This is a genomic window from Rhizobium sp. BK289 (assembly GCF_014193575.1).
GTDB classification, from domain to species: domain Bacteria; phylum Pseudomonadota; class Alphaproteobacteria; order Rhizobiales; family Rhizobiaceae; genus Rhizobium; species Rhizobium tropici_C.
On record NZ_JACHZO010000001.1, the window covers coordinates 157,479 to 175,456 of the forward strand.

The window sequence follows — 17,978 nt, forward strand, 5'->3', positions numbered from 1 at the left end:
CGCTCTACCTCGTTCTGAATTATGGCTTGATCCACGACCATTGCGTCACTGGCATGGCCGGCCGCCAGCCGGTCATGCGGCCAACGGGCGCGGCGCGTGCTATATCGATGCGGATCAGCGAACCGCCCCGGCGTGCCTGTTCGGTCAGCAGAAGGGTTTCCATTTCGGTCGTGACGGCATTGGCGACCAGCCTGCCGCCGCTTTTCAATTGGCCGATGGCGGCCTCCAGCATGCCGGCATCGCTGCCGCCGCCGCCCATAAAAATCGCATCCGGTGCCGGCAGGCCGGTAAGAGCAGCCGGCGCCTCGCCTTCGACAACGGTCAGGCCCGGTACACCGAAATTCGCTGCGTTTCGGCGTATTCGAGCGGCGCGTTCAACGGAAGCCTCGATGGCAATGGCGCGCAGCGAGGGATCGGCCAGCATCCATTCGATGCCGATCGAACCGGACCCGGCGCCGATATCCCAGAGCAGCTCACCATAACGTGGCGCCAGCGCGGATAGCGTGATTGCGCGTATCTCCCGCTTGGTGATCTGCCCGTCATGTTCGAAAAGCTCGTCGGCGAGGCCCGTACTCAGCGATAAAATCCGCGCGCCGGCGTCGGCTTTGACTTCAATGCCACAGATATTGAGATCGTTGATACCGGAGAGGGAAAACTCGGCCGCGCTCTGCCGAGAGATTTTTTCATTCGGGCCGCCCAGCGCCTCCAGAACCGTGAGGCGAGATTGACCAAACCCTGAACTTTGCAACAGGACGGCCAATTCGGCAGGACCTTTGCCATCGGATGTCAGCGCCAGGATCTTACGGCCTGGGTTCAGATGCGGCCGGATGAGATCGATGGGCCGTCCATGCAGTGACAGAACCGTGGTGTCCTGCAAGGGCCACCCGAGGCGCGATGCGGCGAGACTGAAGGAGGAGGGCGCCGGAATGACGGTCATTTCAGAAGCCGCAACGCGTCGTGAAAGCGTCGCCCCAACGCCGTAGAAGAATGGGTCGCCGGAGGCAAGAACCACGGTCGGCTCACCGCGCCGGGCAAGCAGCGTCTCGACGGATTTTTCGAATGGTGAGAGCCATGTCTGGGTCTCTCCGGTGATGACAGGACCCATCAATTCGAGATGACGCGCTCCGCCGAAGACCATGGGCGCTGTGGCAATCAGCCGTTTGGCCTCGTCGCCGATGCCGCCTGGACCGTCTTCGCCGATGCCGATAAGAGTGAGCCAGCGTTGAATTGAAGGTGTCTCAGCCATGGGCAAGGCCCGCATTCTGATCCTCGGCGGCACGACCGAGGCCCGCGCGCTGGCGGCAGCCCTTGCCTCGCGCGCTGATCTCGACACTGTCCTGTCGCTTGCCGGCAGGACTGCCGATCCGGCGCCGCAGCCCGTTCCGGTGCGCAGCGGCGGTTTCGGTGGCGCAGAGGGGCTTGCCCGCTATGTCATCGATGAAAAGATTGATCTGGTGATCGATGCCACCCATCCCTTCGCGGCCCGCATCTCCGCCAATACTGCCCAGGCGGCCACTCAATGCGCTGTGACGGCCTTTGCATTGCGCCGTCCCGCGTGGATGCCGGTCGAAGGCGACGACTGGCTTTCCGTACATAGCGTTTCGCAAGCCATCGCTGCACTTGGCGCCAAGCCTTTGCGTGTCTTCCTCGCGACCGGCCGACAGGAGGCGTGTCAGGCGAATGCGGCGCCGCATCATCATTACTGGGTCCGCAGCGTTGACCCCGTCGATCCGCCGCTGACCGTGCCTGACGTCAGCTACATCCACAGCCGGGGTCCGTTCCGCCTGGAGGGTGAGCTGGAGATCCTGCGACGCCACGCAATCGAGGTGGTCGTCGCCAAGAACAGCGGCGGTGACGCGACCTACGGGAAGATCGAGGCGGCAAGGCAGCTCGGAATCAAGGTGATTATGGTCGAGCGCGCGGAGACTGCCGGCTTGCCGGTGGTCGAAACAGTGGAGGCTGCGCTCGATCGGATCGATCATTTCGTCTCTTCCCTGATGAAGCGCGGCGTATAGACCAGATCCGGGCGTCCTTCGCGGGCAATGACGCGGGTTTCGGCCGAGCCGATGATGACGCAAGTCGCCATATCCGCCTGCGACGCCTCGGCATCGCCAAGCCGCACCACCGTCATGCGCTCGTCCGGCCGGCCGGCGGCCCGGCCAAAAATGACTGGCGTGTCCGCAGGCAAAATGTCCCGCACAATCTCGAAGGCCGTGCCGAGTTGCCAGGGCCGCGCCTTGCTGATCGGATTGTAGAGCGCGATCACAAAGCCCGCTTCGGCGACGGCGCGGAGACGGGTTTCGATCAGCGGCCAAGGCTTCAGATTGTCCGATAGCGAAATTGCACAGAAATCATGCCCGAGCGGCGCGCCGATGCGGGCCGCAACGGCAAGCATGGCCGTGATACCGGGCACGACGATTAGGTCCACCGCACGCCAGTCAGCCGGGCCGTGGTCGATCGCCTCGCAAACGGCGGCTGCCATGGCAAAGACGCCCGGATCGCCGCCGGAAACAACGCAGACATTGACGCCGGCTGCCGCCCGCTGCAGCGCCACCTTGGCGCGGTCCAGCTCCTCGCGATTGTCGGATGCCTGACGGATCTGGTCGCTGCGCAGCGTCAGGCGGTCGAGATAGGGGCCATACCCATAGAATTCATGGGCATCGGCAACGGCCGCCAATGCCTCCGGCGTCGTCTGCGCGGGATTGCCGGGGCCCGTGCCGATCACATAAAGACGCCCGCTCATGGCCGGCTTTCCCAGCCGGGAACCAGCACAAGGGAGAAATAGGGCGCTTCAGCATCGTCGCGGCTGGCAAGAGGCGTCATGGCGCCGTTCGCCATCGTGCCGCGCTCGACATAGATCGCTTCCTCCAATCGGCCGGCAGCATCGAGCGCGCGGCGGATCTTCGGCAGGTTGCGGCCGACCTTCATGATGACGGCGGCCTGCGTGTCCCCCAGGCGGCGGGCAAGCTCGGCTTCCGCCATGGTTCCGGGGAGCACGGAGAGCACGTCGTCTCCCTGCACCATCGGCAATCCGGCGAGCGACCAGCAGCCGGACATCGCCGTCACGCCTGGTATGACCTCGGTCGGGAAGCGATCGGCAAGGCGGACATGCAGATGCATGTAGGAGCCGTAAAACAGGGGATCGCCTTCGCTGAGGACAGCAACCGTCTTTCCTTCCCGCAAGTGTGCCGCCACCATCTCGGCAGAAACGTCGTAAAAGGCCGTGATCTGATCGATGTAGTCAGGTGCATCCTTATCGATCTCGGTGGTGACGGGATAATAGAGTGGCAGCAGCGTCACGTCGGTTTTCAGCAGATCGCTGACAATGGCCTTGCCGTTGCCGCCTCTGCCCTGCTTGGCAAAATAGGCGACGACATCGGCACGCTCCAAAGCCTTGACGGCCTTGACTGTCAGCAATTCCGGGTCGCCGGGGCCGGTGCCGACGCCGATTAGGCTTCCATTGGATGGTGCGCTCATAGGCCCGGCCTCGCGAGAGCATTAAGGGCGGCTGCCGTCATGGCGCTGCCGCCCAGCCGGCCGCGCACGATGGCAAAAGGAACGCCGTAGGAGTTCTCGGCAAGCGCATCTTTCGATTCCGCCGCGCCGACAAAGCCGACGGGCATGCCGATGATCGCGGCTGGTTTCGGCGCGCCATCGCGCAGCATTTCCAGAAGGTGGAAGAGGGCGGTCGGGGCGTTGCCGATGGCGACAACCGAGCCGGCAAGGCGGTCTGTCCAAAGATGCATGGCGGCCGCCGAGCGCGTGTTGCCGATGGACTTCGCAATCTCCGCCGTGCGCGGATCCTGCAAGGTGCAGATCACCTCGTTTGCGGCCGGCAGCCGGGCGCGGGTCACGCCGCGGGCGACCATCTCCGCGTCGCAGAAAATCGGCACACCGTCAGTCAGCGCCTTGCGGGCGGATGCGACGAAATCGGAGGAGAACAGGAAATGCTCTGCTGCTTCCACTAATCCGCAGGCATGGATCATGCGGATTGCGACATCGGCCTCGGCTTCAGGGAAACGCTGGAGATCGGCTTCACTGCGGATGATCGCAAAGGAGCGCTCGTAAATCGCATCTCCCTCGCGGATATAGTCATAGTCAGGCATTTCTATCCCTGTCGTAAAGCCGTCGCGATTGCGTCCCGGCCGAGCCGTTTAAGACACTGCTGTGCCGATTCGCCAGCAGCTTTGTTGTTCCGTACCAATTCCCCAAGCGCAGCCAGCGTCGATTTCAGGTCTTCCTTATGGATGTAAGCCACGGGCTCCGATGATGATGACCCATTTACGACAATAGCATAGCCTGTCGCAGCCCCGACAATGGTGAGCATTGTCGGGGAGGGATGCGCACAGCCTTTCGCGCAGCCGGACAAATGCACCTTGAGTGAGCCGTCAAGCAGGTCCGCCCCCACTTCGACCAGATCGGCGGCGGCCTCTCTCGTCGCATAATACGCGGAAGCGCATGCGCCGGCACCGGCACAGGGAATTGCATAATTTGCCGGATCGTCGGCGCGTGTCTGAAAGCCGCAAGCGGCTGCGGCAGCCTGGATACTTTCGATCCGAACAAGCGGAAGGCCAAGCAGCAGCAGGCTGTGTTCCGGTCCCGTCCGGATTTCACGGGCACCCGCTGCTTCCGCGATGTCCAGAAAGCGGATGAGGTGTTGCGCGGAGATCTGACCGAAGGCGGGGCGCAGTCCGAGCACCGAGCGTTCGCCATCGAGCGGGATGACGCCCACGGGAGGGGCCGGCTGGATGGCTTCTCTGCGGGCGAGGTCGGGAGAGAGGGGAAATTGAGCTTGCAGTGACGCGGCATCCAGATCGCGACCCCGGGCGCGGGGTCCGATTGCGGCCAAGGTTTTCAGCAGCGTCATGACGCCGGGAATCGCTTGGTCGCCGGTCAAGTCGGCAAGCGGCGTGGCCGTCGCCCGTGTTCCGGCAATCGCGAGCCTCCACAGTTGGCGGCCGCCGCCCGCCTTGCCGGCCTTCAGCCTGATATCCGCCGAGAGTTCATCGAGAACGAGCTGGCCGCCGCCATCGACGATAATGGCAAGCTTGGCAGCCAGAAGCGGCTTGGGATCGATTGAATCGATCGCGCTCCGCAAACATTCGGCAAGCAAGCGCGCGTCAGCGATTTCCGATGGATCGAGGCCGCTGAGCGGCGGAACTTCGATCGCAACGCCGCTCTCCGGCACGATGTCGGCACGATCGATATCGGCAGCCAGTCCGGCCATGCTGTCCGGCGTCATGCCGCGTAGCTGAAGATTGCCGCGCGCCGTGATTTCGATCAGACCGTTCCCATGCCTTTGAGCGGCCTCGGCCAAAGCGCGAAACTGGGCAACCGTCAGACCTGGCGTCGATGGCCGCAGGCGCACGAGCAGCCCGTCGCCCGTCTGCATCGGTGCGCTCAAGGAGGGGCAGGCGCCGCGAACCATGGAGGGCAGGGGTGATGCCAAAGGGTCATGATCGGCCGTCTCCTGTGAGAGGCACGTGTGACCCGTCATCGTCTCAGCATCGGCCGCAACCATAAAACTGCCCTTCATAAGGGACATTTCCTTGCACAATCCGGATCGGCGGGCAAACGTTTTGGCGACGGGCTCTTAGTCGCACCTTAGTCGCGATCGTCGAAATCCTGTCCCTTGCGCATGAGGTAGATATCCATGATCCACCCGTGCCGCGCGCGGGCTTCGGCACGGGTCGCAAGAATGCGCTCGGAAACCTCCGCCAGCCTGCCGGCGATGATAATCTCGTCCTTCGTGCCGAGATAGGCGCCCCAATAGATATAGGCATCGGGGTCGTCGATCTTGCTGAAGGCCTGCTCGCCGTCGAGCATGACGACGGCCGTTTCGACAATTCCCGGGAAGCTTTCAGCCAGCCGCCGACCGGTGGTGATCTGCACCGGTTTGCCGACGAGGTTGAGGGGGATGCGATGGCTTGCCGTCAGCGCCTGAACGCTGGTGATGCCGGGAACAACGCTGTAATCGAGAGCGACTTTGCCGCGCGCGACCACGCGCTCGAGAATGCGCAAGGTGCTGTCATAAAGGCCCGGATCGCCCCAGACGAGGAAGGCGGCGCTCTGGCTTTTCGTCAGGTGTTCCAGAAACAGCCGCTCATAGGTCGCTGAAATCGCCTCGTGCCAGTCGTCGACGCTCTGCACATAGCTGCGGTCCGCGGTCTGGCGCGAGGGCATGTCATAGCTAACATAACGCGCGGCTGGATTGGTGACATAGCGCTGGCAAATCTCGCGTCTGACGTCAGCAAGCTCGCTCTTGGCGGCGCCCTTGCTGGGGATGAGGATGACATCGGCGGAGTTCAGCGCATTGATCGCCTGCACGGTCAGATGTTCGGGATTTCCCGTGCCGATCCCGACGATGTGAATATGCCGCATGTGCTTGCCCTCGCTCTTCAGGGCTGTTTGCCGGAAGCGCAGCATCATTTCAAGGGGAAGCGTTCACGCCGATTGCCGCTCAAAGGTCCAGCGGCTGGCCATATAGCTGCGCGGCGAGGTGCCGAGCATACGGCGAAACATGGTGGTAAAGGCGGCCACGCTCTCGTAGCCGGCTTCGAGCGCGACATTGGTGACGGGCTGGCCTTCGGCGAGCTGCGGCAGGCAGGCAAAGACGCTCGCCTGCTGGCGCCATGTGGTGAAGCTGATGCCGGTTTCCTTGCGAAACTGCCGTGTGAACGTCCGGCGGCTCACCGAAAGCTTCTCGGCCCAATCGTCCAGTCTGGCGTTGGGCGACGGATTGGACAGATAGTCGCGGCAGAGCGCGGCCATCCGACGGTCGGACGGGAAGGGGAGACCGAGGGGCCGTTCCGGCAGCGTCGCGATTTCCTCGACGAGCAGAGACAGGACCAGCCTTGCCTTTCGATGAGTGACCGGTGCCTCCCGCAGGCGAATGGCTTCCAACAGCAGGCTGCGGGCGAGATCCGTGACTTCGACGACGCGCGGTGCCTCGTCCTTCGGCGGTTGGCCGCGTGGCGTCACGTAGACGGATTTCATGCAGACATCGCTCAGGATCTCGATCGAATGTTCCAGCCCGACAGGGATGAAAAGGGCATGACCGGGCGGGACCATCCAGCGGCCGCGCGCCGTCATGATCAGGGCGACGCCGGCAAAGATGCACAGCAATTGGGTGCGGCGATGATGGTGCCACGGAACGGTATAGCCCTGCGGCGGCTCGGCGCTATGGACAAGCACATCCGCGGGCGATTCCTCCATCCAGCGCATGTTCTGCACATGGTCATTGTCGAGGGTTGCCAGCAACTGTTTCGATAGTTTTTCCATTTTGGCCCGATCGAGAAACTATTGGACCAGAACACGAAAGAAGGACACACGCAAGCCGTGTTAAAGGCGGAAGAAACAATATGGTCGGCAAGGCAGCCGACACAGGCGAGGAATCTCCCATGGTTGCGGCATTCTCGGGTACGCAGGCCCGATATGAAAAGACGACGATATCGATCGTTATGGCGGTCAGCACCTGCCATCTGCTGAACGATACGATGCAGTCGCTTCTGACATCGCTCTATCCGATGTTCAGAGAGAATTATGCGCTCGATTTCGTGCAGATCGGGTTGCTGACGATGATGTTCCAGATCACCGCTTCGCTGTTGCAGCCGGTGGTCGGCATCGTCACCGACAAATGGCCGATGCCCTACTCGCTGCCGGTCGGCATGGTCAGCACCTTTTCAGGCCTGCTGCTGCTCGGCTATGCCGGCAGTTTCGGCGTGCTCCTGATCGCCGCGAGCCTGATCGGCTTCGGTTCGGCCGTCTTCCATCCGGAGGCGTCGCGTGTTGCACGTCTCGCTTCGGGCGGGCGCCACGGCCTGGCGCAATCGCTGTTCCAGCTCGGCGGCAATGCCGGCTCGGCCATCGGACCGCTGATTGCCGCGTTCTTCGTCCTCCAGCATGGCCAGAAGAGTGTCGCCTGGCTTTCGGTGCTGGCCGTCATCGGCTTCATTGTTCTGAGCTGGGTCGGCAACTGGTTCATCAATCACCGTCGCCAGCAGTCGGCGCGTCCCGCGCCGAGCCGCGCTCTGCCGATTTCGCGCAACAGGGCGATGTGGGCGCTCGCCATCCTCATCCTGCTGACGGCGACGAAGAACGTCTATATGGCGAGCATTTCGAGCTATTTCACTTTCTACGTCATCGACAAGTTCCATCTCGATGTCCGCGATGCGCAGCTGATGCTGTTCCTCTTCCTTGGCTCGGTCGCCGTCGGCACGATCATGGGCGGTCCGGTGGGCGACCGTCTGGGCGCGCGTTTCGTGATCTGGTTCTCGATCCTCGGCGTCATCCCGTTTGCGCTGCTGATGCCCTATGCGAACCTGTTCTGGACCTGCGTCCTCACTGTCGTCATCGGCCTCGTGCTTGCCTCGGCCTTCCCGGCGATCGTCGTCTTTGCGCAGGAGCTGATCCCCGGCCGTGTCGGACTGATCGGCGGCATATTCTTCGGCTTCGCTTTCGGCGCGGGCGGACTGGGGGCTGCTGCTCTCGGAGATTTTGCCGACACGCATGGCATCCCCTTCGTCTATACGCTCTGCTCGTATCTGCCGTTGTTGGGATTATTCACGATCTTCCTGCCACGAATCCCGCGGCATTGATCGAAATCGGCGGGCAATCAGCCCGCCGCTTTTCTGGAGCGCTTATGCGCGAGCCTGCGTGTCAGGCGTAGCGGCTGATGGCGAGGTCCGTCGCGTCGATATCAGGCCTGCGGCCGCTGACGAGATCGCTGATGACGCGCGCCGAGCCGGAACTCATGGTCCATCCCAGCGTGCCGTGACCTGTATTGAGATAAAGCCCCTTGACCTTCGTCGGTCCGATGACCGGCGTGCCGTCCGGCGTCATCGGCCTCAGGCCCGACCAGAAGGAGGCCTTGGCAACGTCGCCGCCGGGGAAGAGATCGGTCACGGAATGCTCAAGCGTCCGGCGCCTCGCAAGGCCAAGATCATTGGTATAGCCGGAGATTTCCGCCATGCCGCCGACGCGGATGCGATCGCCGAGCCGGGTGATGGCGATCTTGTAGGTTTCGTCCATGACGGTCGATTCCGGTGCGCGCGAGGCATCGGTGATCGGGATCGTCAGCGAATAGCCCTTGACCGGATAGACGGACAGGCTGATGCCGAGCGGTTTCAGCAGGAGTGGCGAATAGCTGCCAAGCGCAACAACGATCGCATCCGCATCCACTCGCCCGCGATCGGTTATGACGGCGCGCGCCTGACCGCCCTCAGCGTCGAGCCCCTTGATCATCGTGCCGTATTGGAACTTTACGCCGAGCTCGATCGTCTTCGCAGCAAGCGCATTGGTGAATTTGAAGCAGTCGCCTGTCTCGTCCTTCGGCGTCAGCAGGCCGCCGACGATCTTCTCGCGAACGTGCTTGAGCGCCGGTTCGACACGAACGCAGCCGTCGCGATCCAGTACCTCATAGGGAATGCCGTCGGCCGCAAGAGCCTTGACGTCCTTGGCCGATGCATCGAGCTGCTGCTGCGTGCGGAACAGCTGCAGCGTGCCCTGCATGCGCTCGTCATAGGCGATGCCGGTCTCCTGGCGAAGCTGAGCCAGCGAGATGCGGCTATAGTCGGCAAGGCGCAGCATCCGGCTCTTGTTGATCGCGTAGCGTTCCGACGTGCAGTTGGACAACATCCTGACCATCCAGGAGAGCATGGCGGCATCGACCTTCGGTCGCAAAATGAGCGGGGCATGTTTCATGAACAGCCACTTGATCGCCTTTGCGGGAATGCCGGGTGCCGCCCAGGGCGAGCAATAGCCGAAGGAGACTTCGCCGGCATTGGCAAAACTCGTTTCCAGCGCCGGCCCCTGTTGTCGGTCTATGACCGTGACTTCGTGGCCCGCCTTGGCAAGCTGATAGGCTGACGTCACGCCGATGATGCCGGCACCCAGAACGACGACTTTCATGATGTCCTCAGAGACTCGAGAGATGGGAAGGTCAGCGATATTGACGGTGGAAGCGATGGCCGAGACTGGTCAGGATCTCATAGGAAATCAAGCCGGCGTCGTGTGCAAGATCATCCACGGTTTGATGATCTCCGAGAACTTCCACCATGCTGCCGAAGGTGAGCGCGCCTTCGGGCAGGGCGCTGATATCGATTGTCGTGCTGTCCATCGACACGCGACCGACGATCGGCAGGCGCACGCCATCATAGTAGACCGCGCCGCGATCGCTGAGGCTGCGCGGCAGGCCGTCGGCATAGCCGGCAGCGATCGTCGCAAGCCGGGTCCGGCCTTTCGTGACATGCACGCCGCCATAGCCGACACGCGCGCCTTCCGGGACGGTTCGGGTCTGCACCACTGCGACATCGAGCCGGACGACGACTTCCATAGGATTGGCGACACCGCGTGTCGGCGCACCGCCGTAGAGGGCGATGCCCGGCCGTGCCAACACGCCGTGAAAATCGCCACCGAGGAAGATGCCGCCGGAATTCGCAAAGGAGATATCGTAGCTCGGGAATTCCGCTGCGACGCGGCGCATTTCGGCAAGCTGATCGGCATTTTGCCGGCTGTCGGCTTCGTCGGCGGAGGCGAGATGGCTCATGACGAACAGGATGTCGAGATCGTCGGATGTCTGCAGATGGGCAGCGACGGCGGCCCTGTCTTCAGGGGGTATGCCAAGCCGCGACATGCCGGTATCGAATTGCAGAACCGCCGGCAGCCTGCGCTGAAGCGCGCATGCGATACCACCCCATTGCTGCAGCTGATCGAGCGAATTGATCACAGGTACGATGCCGCCATCGGCACATGCTGCCTCGTTGCCGGGCAGCAGGCCATTCAGCACGAAGATTGTGGCGTCGCCGGGCAGTTGCGGACGCAGCCGTAGCGCTTCGATGAAGTGGGCGACGAAGAAATGCCGGCAACCGCGCGCATAGAGCGCTTTTGACACTTGATTGGCGCCGAGCCCATAGGAGTCGGCCTTCACGACAGCGGCTGTGCACGCCGGTGCGACGGCCGCGGACAGTTTGTCGTAGTTCCGGCAAAGGGCTGCCAGATCAATCGTCAGATAACCACAAGCCCCGCTGTCGATCGCCGATTTTGGCGCCCGCAAATCCGTTATGCCGTCCATGTCCGCCCTCGCTGTTCAAGTGCAGATTATTGAAATGATCGCGAAATTGCCTATCAAACAGCGATTGATTATTGTGTAGTTGCGTAGATATTGAAACGAACTGCGAATTTTTGAAAGAATTCACATGCCGGCTCTCGATGCGATCGACCGCAATATTCTCCGCCTGCTTCGGCTCGATGCCCGCGTCAGCAATGCAAGGCTGGCGGGAGAGGTGGGATTGTCGCCGTCGGCCTGCCTCAGACGCATCAAGCTCATGGAGCAGGCTGGTGTCATCAGAGGCTATACGGCGCTGGTGGATACCTCCCAGGCGGAAGCCGCGATCGCAGTCATCATCAACATCACGCTCGAGCGGCAGACGGAGGATCACCTCGATCGTTTCGAGGCTGCGGTGCGCAAGCATCCGGAGATCAAGGAGTGTTTCCTGATGACGGGCGGATCCGATTATCTTCTGCGCGTCGAGGTCGCCAATCCCGGCGATTTCGAGCGCATCCACAAGGATATTCTTTCGACCATGCCGGGCGTGCTGCGAATCCATTCGAGCTTCTCGATCCGCAATGTGCTTGCGACGCGGCCGAAAAATCCGCGCTGAAGAAGCGGCTGATATTGACCTGACCGTTCAGCTCGGCCGCCAGAATTCCGCTGGTTTCAATGTCTTTCAGGCTAAGGCCGTCAGGTGTCCGGCCTTGCATGCATCTCGGCCGTCAGCCATCGCTCGAGCGCCAATGCGTCTGGCCTGCCTGCAATGTGCGGGGCGATCCAGAGCACCATGCGTCGGGGTCCAGGCAGGAAACCGAATGGCGCCACCAGCCGCCCCGAGGCAAGCTGATCGAGCACCAGCATCTGCGGGACGACGGCAATGCCGAGACCGCAGGCGGCAGCCTGGATCAGTAGGTAGAAGTGGTCGAAGGCGGATTGCGACACGAGCCGCAGATCCGTTCTGCCCGCAATCGCCTGCCAGTCGCTCCATGCCTGGGGACGCGTGCGCGTGGACAGGAGCGCCGCATTCTCCATGTCTCCTGGGCAAAGAATGCCGGAGCGGCTCAGATATTCCGGCGAGCAGACCGGGCCGATCGCCTCCCCGCCCAATTCGCGGATGATCGCATCCTTCGGTGGTTCGATGACGCTCGAGCGGATTGCGAGGCTGATCTTGTCCCGGACGAAATCGACCTGATCGTAGTTCATGTTGAATTGAAGGGCGATGTGGGGATGGCGCTCGTGGAATTGACCGATGCGGGGAATGATCCATCCCATCATGATCGATGAGGAGCAGGAAAGCGTCAGCGGACCGGGGCGAACACGCTCGACACTCGCCTGCATCAAGCCGAAGGCGCTTGCCAGCCCCTCGGCCAGCCGCAGCCCTTCAGGCGTCGGCTCTGTGGAATGGGCCCGGCGGTTGACGAGAATGACGCCCAAAGCCTGTTCGAGACCGCGAATGTGCCGGCTGATCGCGCCGTGCGTGACGCAAAGCTCGTCGGCTGCCAGCGTCATCGATCTGTGCCGCGCGGTCGCTTCGAAAGCCTTCAGGGCATTCAACGATGGAAGAGGGCCGCTCATTGTCCAGTCCTGCGATAATGTGATGTGATTTTTACTCACATGACAAGGAGATTAAATCGTTTGCTTGCGGCTTGTCCATACCGCTAGAGATCAAGGTCATTCGAAGGCGCATGCGGCTGAAGGCAGGGACTGGAGGGGAAATCGGAGTTTCCGTTCTGTCAGCGACGCAAGCGGATCGCTGCGCTGCGGGGGAATTTCAGGACTGGGGGAGGATTTCTATTGCAGTCTGCTAATCAGGAAATGTCACAGGTCGAACGTTCGGCCATATCAAAGGTATCGAAGCGGCTGGTGCCGTTCATCGCCTTGATGTTCTTCATCAACTTCCTTGACCGTACCGCAATTTCCTTTGCCGGCCCGAACGGCATGACGACGGATCTGGCGCTGACGGCGGCGCAGTTCGGCTTCGCGGCGGGCATCTTCTTCTTCGGCTATATCGTGCTGGAGATTCCGAGCAATCTGGCGCTCCACAAATATGGCGCCCGCCGCTGGCTTGCCCGCATCATGGTGAGCTGGGGCATCGTGGCGCTCTTGTTCACCTGGGTATCGAGCGCGACGGAGCTCTACGTGCTGCGTTTCCTCCTCGGTGTTGCCGAAGCCGGCTTCTTTCCGGGCGCGATCCTTTTCCTAAGCATGTGGGTGCCCGCCAAGCACCGCAACAAGATCCTGGCATTGTTCTATCTCGCCCAGCCGCTGACAACGGTCATCGGCGCGCCCTTTGCGGCGATGCTCATACAGATGCACGGTCTCTTCGGCTTGGAAGGCTGGCGCGTCATGTTCTTCGGCGTTGCCGTTCCCGCCATCGTCATCGGCATCGTCGCATGGTTCTATCTCGCAGATCGACCCGACGACGCCAAGTGGCTGACGCAGGCGGAAAAGGATTGGCTGAACCGCGAGCTTGCCGGCGAGGAAAAGGCCAAGGTGGCCGCTCATGGCAAGATGACCGGCCTCGCCCTGACGGATGCCCGCGTCTGGCTGCTGTCGGTGATCTATTTCGGGCTGATTTACGGCCTCTATGCGCTGGCCTTCTTCCTGCCGACCATCATTGCCGGTTTTGAAACGAAATTCGGCACCAAATTCGATGTCTTCGACAAGGGGTTGATCACGGCCATTCCCTACCTGCCGGCGGCGGTTGCGCTGTTCTTCTGGAGCCACGATGCCTCCAGGCGTGGCGTTCGGCCGTGGCATATCGGCATTCCGGCTCTGATCGGCGCATTCAGCATTCCGGCCGCGCTCTATATGGGCTCGCCTGAAGCGACGATCGTCATGATCACGCTGACGGCCTGTGCGATCTTTTCCGCCCTGCCGAATTTCTGGGCCATTCCGTCCCGCTTTCTGACCGGGCCAGCGGCCGCGGCAGGCATCGCCCTGATCAATACGATCGGCAACATCGCCGGCTTTGCCGCGCCCTATATCACCGGCGTGGTCAAGGATGCGACCGGCCTTTACCAATTGCCAATGTTCATCGTCGGGGCGCTGATGCTGCTGTCGGCACTGCTCGCCTTCTCGCTGAGCGGCAGGGTAGAGGAACCGAAACTGGCTGCGTCGGCCAGCAGGGGCTGAAGCGTCCAGGGCAATGAATGGATGAATTCGATGGCGGTCACGAATGCGATCGCCATCGATTTTCTCAGCCGGCCCGCAGCAGCATGCCGAAGAGGTCGCGCGGGTCGTCCGGATCGGCAATAATATCGAGCTTCTGGAAGTAGTCCGTGCCTTTCAGCTTCTCGCGCACATAGCGCAAGGCGGAGAAATCCTCGATCGCAAAGCCGACGCTGTCGAATAGGGTGATCTGCCGCTCACTGCTGCGGCCCTGCGCCCTACCGGCGACGACCTGCCAGAGTTCAGTGATGGGATAGTCCGGATCCATCTGCTGGATCTCGCCTTCGATGCGCGTCTGCGGTGGATATTCGACGAAGGTGTCGGCGCGCAGCAGGATGTCGTGGTGAAGCTCGGTTTTGCCCGGGCAGTCGCCGCCGATGGCGTTGATGTGCACGCCGGCGCCGACCATGTTATCGGTCAAAATGGTCGCAAACTGTTTGTCGGCCGTGCACGTGGTGATGATGTCGGCGCCTTCGATGGCGGCCTGGGCCGAGGTGCAGGGCACGAGCCGCAGGCCCGTCTTGCCGAGATTACGCACGGTTTTTTCCGTCGCCTTCGGATCGATGTCGTAAAGGCGGACTTCCTGGATGCCGAGCACCGCCTTCATTGCCAGAGCCTGAAACTCTGCCTGCGCGCCGTTGCCGATCAGGGTCAGGCAGCGCGAATTGGCCGGTGCCAAATGGCGAGCCGCCATGGCCGAGGTCGCTGCCGTGCGCAGGGCGGTCAGCAGCGTCATTTCGGTCAGTAGCACCGGGTAGCCGGTCGAGACTTCCGCCAATAGGCCGAAGGCGGTGACGGTCTGCAGGCCCTGAGCCATGTTCTTCGGGTGGCCGTTCACATATTTGAAGCTGTAGACCGCTCCGTCGGAGGTCGGCATCAGCTCGATGACGCCGTCATGCGAATGGGAGGCGACGCGAGGAGTCTTGTCGAAGAGGTCCCAGCGACGGAAGTCGGCCTCGATGGCGTCGGTGAGTTCGACCAGCATGGTTTCAATGCCGACATGATGGACGAGCCGCATCATATTCTCGACGCTGACGAAGGGAATGAAGGCTTTTTCCGAAGGAAGCGGTGCGGTCATCGTCATGTCCTCGATGCAGTTGTTTCGCATAGGGTAACAAGCGGATCGATTGACTGAAATCGCAAAACTGTGTCAGTTCTGGTATTAGTTTATACGAATTGCCTAGTATTTTTGACGGAAAAGGCAGAACGGGATCACGCAATGGCGCTTGCTAAATATATTCCGGACGATCTCGATCGGCGCATCATAGCGCATTTGCGCGCCGATGGCCGCGCTTCCCTCTCCAAGCTGTCGGATGCCTTGGGTGTCGCACGCGGTACAGTGCAGAGCCGGTTGGACCGGCTGATCGAGACCGGTACGCTTCTCGGCTTCACCGTGCGGGTGCGCGAAGATTATGAAGAGCAGACTGTCCACGCCGTCATGATGATCGAAGTCGTCGGCAAGTCGACGACCCAGGTCATCCGCAGGCTGCGTGGTCTGCCCGAGATCTATTCGCTGCATACGACCAACGGAAATTGGGACTTGGTGGCCAATATCCGAGCCGCCAGCCTTTCGGACTTCGACCGGGTCCTGCGCGAAGTGCGGATGATCGACGGCGTCGCCAACAGCGAAACCAGCCTGCTGCTCAGCAGCCTATGATTCGCCTATAAGTGGCGGGACGCTGCGCCGCGATTGAAAACTCGCCGCATGTGTTGTTATGCTTTCGCACGGACCTCAGCCTACTCGCCTACGCCCCTGCCTGTTCGTAAAGCTCATGCAGCAGATCTCGTAGGCCCGCACCTCAAATAAAGTGCAACAATCGGCGGATCGCTGCTTTCGAGCGGAAGAATGGTTTAGCTTCCATATACAACTTAGCGATCCGAAGACCTGCTGCTTTGGCTTTCCAGCCGATAACGGTTTCCGGGATAAACCAGCCGTGCCGTAGAAACGACGCCGCGCGCCGACCATGTCCGACGGCGGATCGTCAGGCAGGGTTCGGTTTTCAGGATGGTCAGCAGCTTGCATTCCCAGGCTTGCGGCATCACGGCTTCGACCACATGCTCAGAGCCGCTCAAGGGCGCGACCGCCGAAAGATAGGCGTTCGGCGTCATGCCAATGAAGTCCTGCTGCAGGTAGTCGGGAGCGGCCTCCGGATGGACATGGCGGTCCTCGATCTGGACCGGCACCCCATTCTCGCTATGGACGATCAGCGAGTGAAAAACCGGCGAGCCAATGTCGAGTTCCAGCGCATCGGCAACATCGGGCGATGCGGCCTCGCGAGCCAGTACGATCACCGTTGCCTGGTGGGAATGGCCACGTTCGGCGATTTCCTCGGCGATATTGCGCACCTCGAACAGCGCGGATGCGCCCTTGCGTTCGGCGACGAAGGAGCCGACGCCCTGAATGCGCACCAGCTCGCCCTCGTTTGCGAGTTCGCGCAGCGCCCGATTGGCCGTCATCTTGCTGACGCCGAGTTCGACGACCAGCTCGTTTTCGGAGGGGACGCGATATTTCGGCGGCCACTCGCCGCTGTGAATGCGATCGAGTATCATCTGCTTGACGCCGGCGTAGAGAGGCGCGGCGTCGTTTTCCGCCAGTTCGCGTTTCATCTCGCCGGAGCGCTTCATTGCCTATTCCCTTTGCACCGAGTGAATTTGCCTCGAAAACAACTTTCCCACTTGCATATCATAAATTATCTCATATGGTACCCTATACAACCTCGCAATCAATCCTAAAATTTCATTGGGAAAGCGGGCAAGCCGGCGAAGATCGGTAGGAAGTGCTGCAAGGCCTGTTTCAACTTCAGAGGAGCTCTATACGATGAAATTCAGTGCAATTCTCTTGTCAGGCGTCGTGGCTGCCGCAGCTTTCGCCGCGCCGGCCTTCGCCAAGGACTGGAAGACGGCGACGATCACCCTGGAAGGTGCCTACGCCCCGTGGAACATGACGAATGCCGACGGCACACTCGGCGGCTTCGAGCCGGAACTTGCCAAGGTTCTCTGCGAACGCGCCAAGATCGACTGCAAGCTCGTTGCCTCCGATTGGGATGGCATGATCCCGGCGCTGAACGCCGGCAAGTTCGACGTGATCATGGATGCTCTGTCGATCACCGACGAGCGCAAGCAGGTTATCGGCTTCACCATTCCTTATGCTGCAACGCCTGCCGCTTTTGCGACCGCCAAGGATAGCCCGCTGGCCAACGCCGCCGGCACCGGCACCACGATCAAGATGACCCCCGGCCAGACTGGCGTCAAGGAAATCGACGTGCTGAAGGAAGCCTTCAAGGGCAAGACGATCGGCATTCAGGCGGCAACCGTCTACGCCAAGTTCATCTACGACAATTTCGGTTCGGTCGCCACGATCCGCGAATACAAGACAGGCGCCGACCGCGATCTCGACCTGCAGAACGGCCGCATCGATCTCGGCTTTGACGATGCCGTCTACTTTGCGAACGCCTTTGCCAGCGCCAACGATTCGCTCGCCTTCACCGGCCCGGAAATCGCCGGTTCCATCTGGGGTGAAGGCGAAGGCCTTGGCATCCGCAAGGCGGATACCGATCTGCGCGACAAGTTTAACGAGGCGATCAAGTCCGCGCTTGCCGACGGAACCATCAAGACCCTGTCGATGAAGTGGTTCAAGGTCGACGTCAGCCCGAATTGATGAGCGCGGCCCTCGGGCCACATCATCGGTCTCCGGCTTTGCGGCCGGGGACCGTATGATATCATCCTGACGCCTGAAACTGCCACGGATAGGGATTGG

General features: G+C 61.5%; 18 protein-coding genes. 6 read left to right on the forward strand and 12 right to left on the reverse strand.

Going from position 1 to position 17,978, the window contains the following annotated elements:
• Positions 1-19: 19 nt before the first annotated feature.
• Positions 20-1,261 carry a precorrin-6y C5,15-methyltransferase (decarboxylating) subunit CbiE gene (cbiE, locus tag FHT84_RS00695; protein ID WP_183761176.1) on the reverse strand — a complete coding sequence of 414 codons (1,242 nt, stop codon included), beginning with the start codon at positions 1,259-1,261 and terminating at the stop codon, positions 20-22.
• On the opposite strand from cbiE, the gene FHT84_RS00700 reads away from it, so the two are divergent.
• Positions 1,245-2,015, forward strand: a complete 771-nt coding sequence (locus FHT84_RS00700) for a cobalt-precorrin-6A reductase (RefSeq protein ID WP_169643282.1) — start codon at positions 1,245-1,247, stop codon at positions 2,013-2,015. The two genes, cbiE and FHT84_RS00700, sit on opposite strands and share 17 nt — an antisense overlap.
• On the opposite strand, the gene FHT84_RS00705 is transcribed toward FHT84_RS00700, so the two are convergent.
• From FHT84_RS00705 to FHT84_RS00730, 6 genes are all read right to left on the reverse strand, one after another.
• Complete coding sequence (locus FHT84_RS00705; RefSeq protein ID WP_112344594.1) at positions 1,979-2,743, reverse strand: precorrin-3B C(17)-methyltransferase; 765 nt, start codon at positions 2,741-2,743, stop codon at positions 1,979-1,981. The genes FHT84_RS00700 and FHT84_RS00705 overlap by 37 nt on opposite strands.
• The gene (locus FHT84_RS00710; protein WP_169643280.1) at positions 2,740-3,477 is read right to left on the reverse strand and encodes a precorrin-2 C(20)-methyltransferase; all 738 of its coding nucleotides are present in this window, start codon (positions 3,475-3,477) and stop codon (positions 2,740-2,742) included. Before FHT84_RS00710 ends, FHT84_RS00705 begins: the two co-directional genes overlap by 4 nt.
• Complete coding sequence (locus FHT84_RS00715; protein ID WP_169643278.1) at positions 3,474-4,106, reverse strand: precorrin-8X methylmutase; 633 nt, start codon at positions 4,104-4,106, stop codon at positions 3,474-3,476. Before FHT84_RS00715 ends, FHT84_RS00710 begins: the two co-directional genes overlap by 4 nt.
• Positions 4,107-4,108: 2 nt before the next feature.
• Positions 4,109-5,536, reverse strand: a complete 1,428-nt coding sequence (gene cobG / locus FHT84_RS00720) for a precorrin-3B synthase (protein ID WP_169643276.1) — start codon at positions 5,534-5,536, stop codon at positions 4,109-4,111.
• Positions 5,537-5,604: 68 nt separating this feature from the next.
• Positions 5,605-6,381 (reverse strand): precorrin-6A synthase (deacetylating), encoded by a 777-nt coding sequence (gene cobF / locus FHT84_RS00725; protein WP_113250388.1) that lies wholly within the window; start codon positions 6,379-6,381, stop codon positions 5,605-5,607.
• Positions 6,382-6,444: 63 nt separating this feature from the next.
• Positions 6,445-7,281 (reverse strand): helix-turn-helix transcriptional regulator, encoded by an 837-nt coding sequence (locus tag FHT84_RS00730; protein ID WP_113250314.1) that lies wholly within the window; start codon positions 7,279-7,281, stop codon positions 6,445-6,447.
• 119 nt (positions 7,282-7,400) lie between these two features.
• On the opposite strand from FHT84_RS00730, the gene FHT84_RS00735 reads away from it, so the two are divergent.
• Positions 7,401-8,597 carry an MFS transporter gene (locus FHT84_RS00735; protein WP_112345175.1) on the forward strand — a complete coding sequence of 399 codons (1,197 nt, stop codon included), beginning with the start codon at positions 7,401-7,403 and terminating at the stop codon, positions 8,595-8,597.
• Positions 8,598-8,658: 61 nt separating this feature from the next.
• On the opposite strand, the gene FHT84_RS00740 is transcribed toward FHT84_RS00735, so the two are convergent.
• Together FHT84_RS00740 and alr are read right to left on the reverse strand one after the other, a co-directional pair.
• Positions 8,659-9,909 carry a D-amino acid dehydrogenase gene (locus FHT84_RS00740; protein WP_112344600.1) on the reverse strand — a complete coding sequence of 417 codons (1,251 nt, stop codon included), beginning with the start codon at positions 9,907-9,909 and terminating at the stop codon, positions 8,659-8,661.
• A gap of 31 nt (positions 9,910-9,940) precedes the next feature.
• Positions 9,941-11,071, reverse strand: coding sequence for an alanine racemase (gene alr / locus FHT84_RS00745; protein ID WP_112344601.1), 1,131 nt, complete (start codon positions 11,069-11,071; stop codon positions 9,941-9,943).
• Between the two features lie 124 nt (positions 11,072-11,195).
• On the opposite strand from alr, the gene FHT84_RS00750 reads away from it, so the two are divergent.
• Positions 11,196-11,660 (forward strand): Lrp/AsnC family transcriptional regulator, encoded by a 465-nt coding sequence (locus FHT84_RS00750; protein ID WP_112344602.1) that lies wholly within the window; start codon positions 11,196-11,198, stop codon positions 11,658-11,660.
• An 80-nt stretch (positions 11,661-11,740) separates the two neighbouring features.
• Here the strand turns inward: FHT84_RS00750 and FHT84_RS00755 are convergent, their stop codons facing one another.
• Complete coding sequence (locus FHT84_RS00755; protein ID WP_169643274.1) at positions 11,741-12,625, reverse strand: LysR substrate-binding domain-containing protein; 885 nt, start codon at positions 12,623-12,625, stop codon at positions 11,741-11,743.
• Between the two features lie 240 nt (positions 12,626-12,865).
• Between FHT84_RS00755 and FHT84_RS00760 the strand changes: the two genes are divergently transcribed.
• Positions 12,866-14,185, forward strand: a complete 1,320-nt coding sequence (locus tag FHT84_RS00760; protein ID WP_113250316.1) for an MFS transporter — start codon at positions 12,866-12,868, stop codon at positions 14,183-14,185.
• A 64-nt stretch (positions 14,186-14,249) separates the two neighbouring features.
• Here the strand turns inward: FHT84_RS00760 and FHT84_RS00765 are convergent, their stop codons facing one another.
• Entirely contained in the window at positions 14,250-15,299 is a 1,050-nt protein-coding gene (locus tag FHT84_RS00765) for an ornithine cyclodeaminase (protein WP_113250389.1), read from the reverse strand.
• Between the two features lie 141 nt (positions 15,300-15,440).
• On the opposite strand from FHT84_RS00765, the gene FHT84_RS00770 reads away from it, so the two are divergent.
• Positions 15,441-15,878 (forward strand): Lrp/AsnC family transcriptional regulator, encoded by a 438-nt coding sequence (locus FHT84_RS00770; protein WP_113250317.1) that lies wholly within the window; start codon positions 15,441-15,443, stop codon positions 15,876-15,878.
• A 212-nt stretch (positions 15,879-16,090) separates the two neighbouring features.
• Here FHT84_RS00770 and hutC read toward each other — a convergent pair whose 3' ends face one another.
• The gene (gene hutC / locus FHT84_RS00775) at positions 16,091-16,846 is read right to left on the reverse strand and encodes a histidine utilization repressor (protein WP_112344606.1); all 756 of its coding nucleotides are present in this window, start codon (positions 16,844-16,846) and stop codon (positions 16,091-16,093) included.
• Between the two features lie 193 nt (positions 16,847-17,039).
• Between hutC and FHT84_RS00780 the strand changes: the two genes are divergently transcribed.
• Entirely contained in the window at positions 17,040-17,879 is an 840-nt protein-coding gene (locus FHT84_RS00780) for a transporter substrate-binding domain-containing protein (RefSeq protein ID WP_112344607.1), read from the forward strand.
• Positions 17,880-17,978: the final 99 nt, after the last annotated feature.

Bases quoted from the DNA above. Each gene is read 5' to 3' on its own strand.
- FHT84_RS00700 (WP_169643282.1), top strand. From the start codon at position 1,245: ATGGGCAAGGCCCGCATTCTGATCCTCGGCGGCACGACCGAGGCCCGC.
- cbiE (WP_183761176.1), bottom strand. From the start codon at position 1,261: ATGCGGGCCTTGCCCATGGCTGAGACACCTTCAATTCAACGCTGGCTC.
- FHT84_RS00705 (WP_112344594.1), bottom strand. From the start codon at position 2,743: ATGAGCGGGCGTCTTTATGTGATCGGCACGGGCCCCGGCAATCCCGCG.
- FHT84_RS00710 (WP_169643280.1), bottom strand. From the start codon at position 3,477: ATGAGCGCACCATCCAATGGAAGCCTAATCGGCGTCGGCACCGGCCCC.
- FHT84_RS00715 (WP_169643278.1), bottom strand. From the start codon at position 4,106: ATGCCTGACTATGACTATATCCGCGAGGGAGATGCGATTTACGAGCGC.
- cobG (WP_169643276.1), bottom strand. From the start codon at position 5,536: ATGAAGGGCAGTTTTATGGTTGCGGCCGATGCTGAGACGATGACGGGT.
- cobF (WP_113250388.1), bottom strand. From the start codon at position 6,381: ATGCGGCATATTCACATCGTCGGGATCGGCACGGGAAATCCCGAACAT.
- FHT84_RS00730 (WP_113250314.1), bottom strand. From the start codon at position 7,281: ATGGAAAAACTATCGAAACAGTTGCTGGCAACCCTCGACAATGACCAT.
- FHT84_RS00735 (WP_112345175.1), top strand. From the start codon at position 7,401: ATGGTTGCGGCATTCTCGGGTACGCAGGCCCGATATGAAAAGACGACG.
- FHT84_RS00740 (WP_112344600.1), bottom strand. From the start codon at position 9,909: ATGAAAGTCGTCGTTCTGGGTGCCGGCATCATCGGCGTGACGTCAGCC.
- alr (WP_112344601.1), bottom strand. From the start codon at position 11,071: ATGGACGGCATAACGGATTTGCGGGCGCCAAAATCGGCGATCGACAGC.
- FHT84_RS00750 (WP_112344602.1), top strand. From the start codon at position 11,196: ATGCCGGCTCTCGATGCGATCGACCGCAATATTCTCCGCCTGCTTCGG.
- FHT84_RS00755 (WP_169643274.1), bottom strand. From the start codon at position 12,625: ATGAGCGGCCCTCTTCCATCGTTGAATGCCCTGAAGGCTTTCGAAGCG.
- FHT84_RS00760 (WP_113250316.1), top strand. From the start codon at position 12,866: ATGTCACAGGTCGAACGTTCGGCCATATCAAAGGTATCGAAGCGGCTG.
- FHT84_RS00765 (WP_113250389.1), bottom strand. From the start codon at position 15,299: ATGACCGCACCGCTTCCTTCGGAAAAAGCCTTCATTCCCTTCGTCAGC.
- FHT84_RS00770 (WP_113250317.1), top strand. From the start codon at position 15,441: ATGGCGCTTGCTAAATATATTCCGGACGATCTCGATCGGCGCATCATA.
- hutC (WP_112344606.1), bottom strand. From the start codon at position 16,846: ATGAAGCGCTCCGGCGAGATGAAACGCGAACTGGCGGAAAACGACGCC.
- FHT84_RS00780 (WP_112344607.1), top strand. From the start codon at position 17,040: ATGAAATTCAGTGCAATTCTCTTGTCAGGCGTCGTGGCTGCCGCAGCT.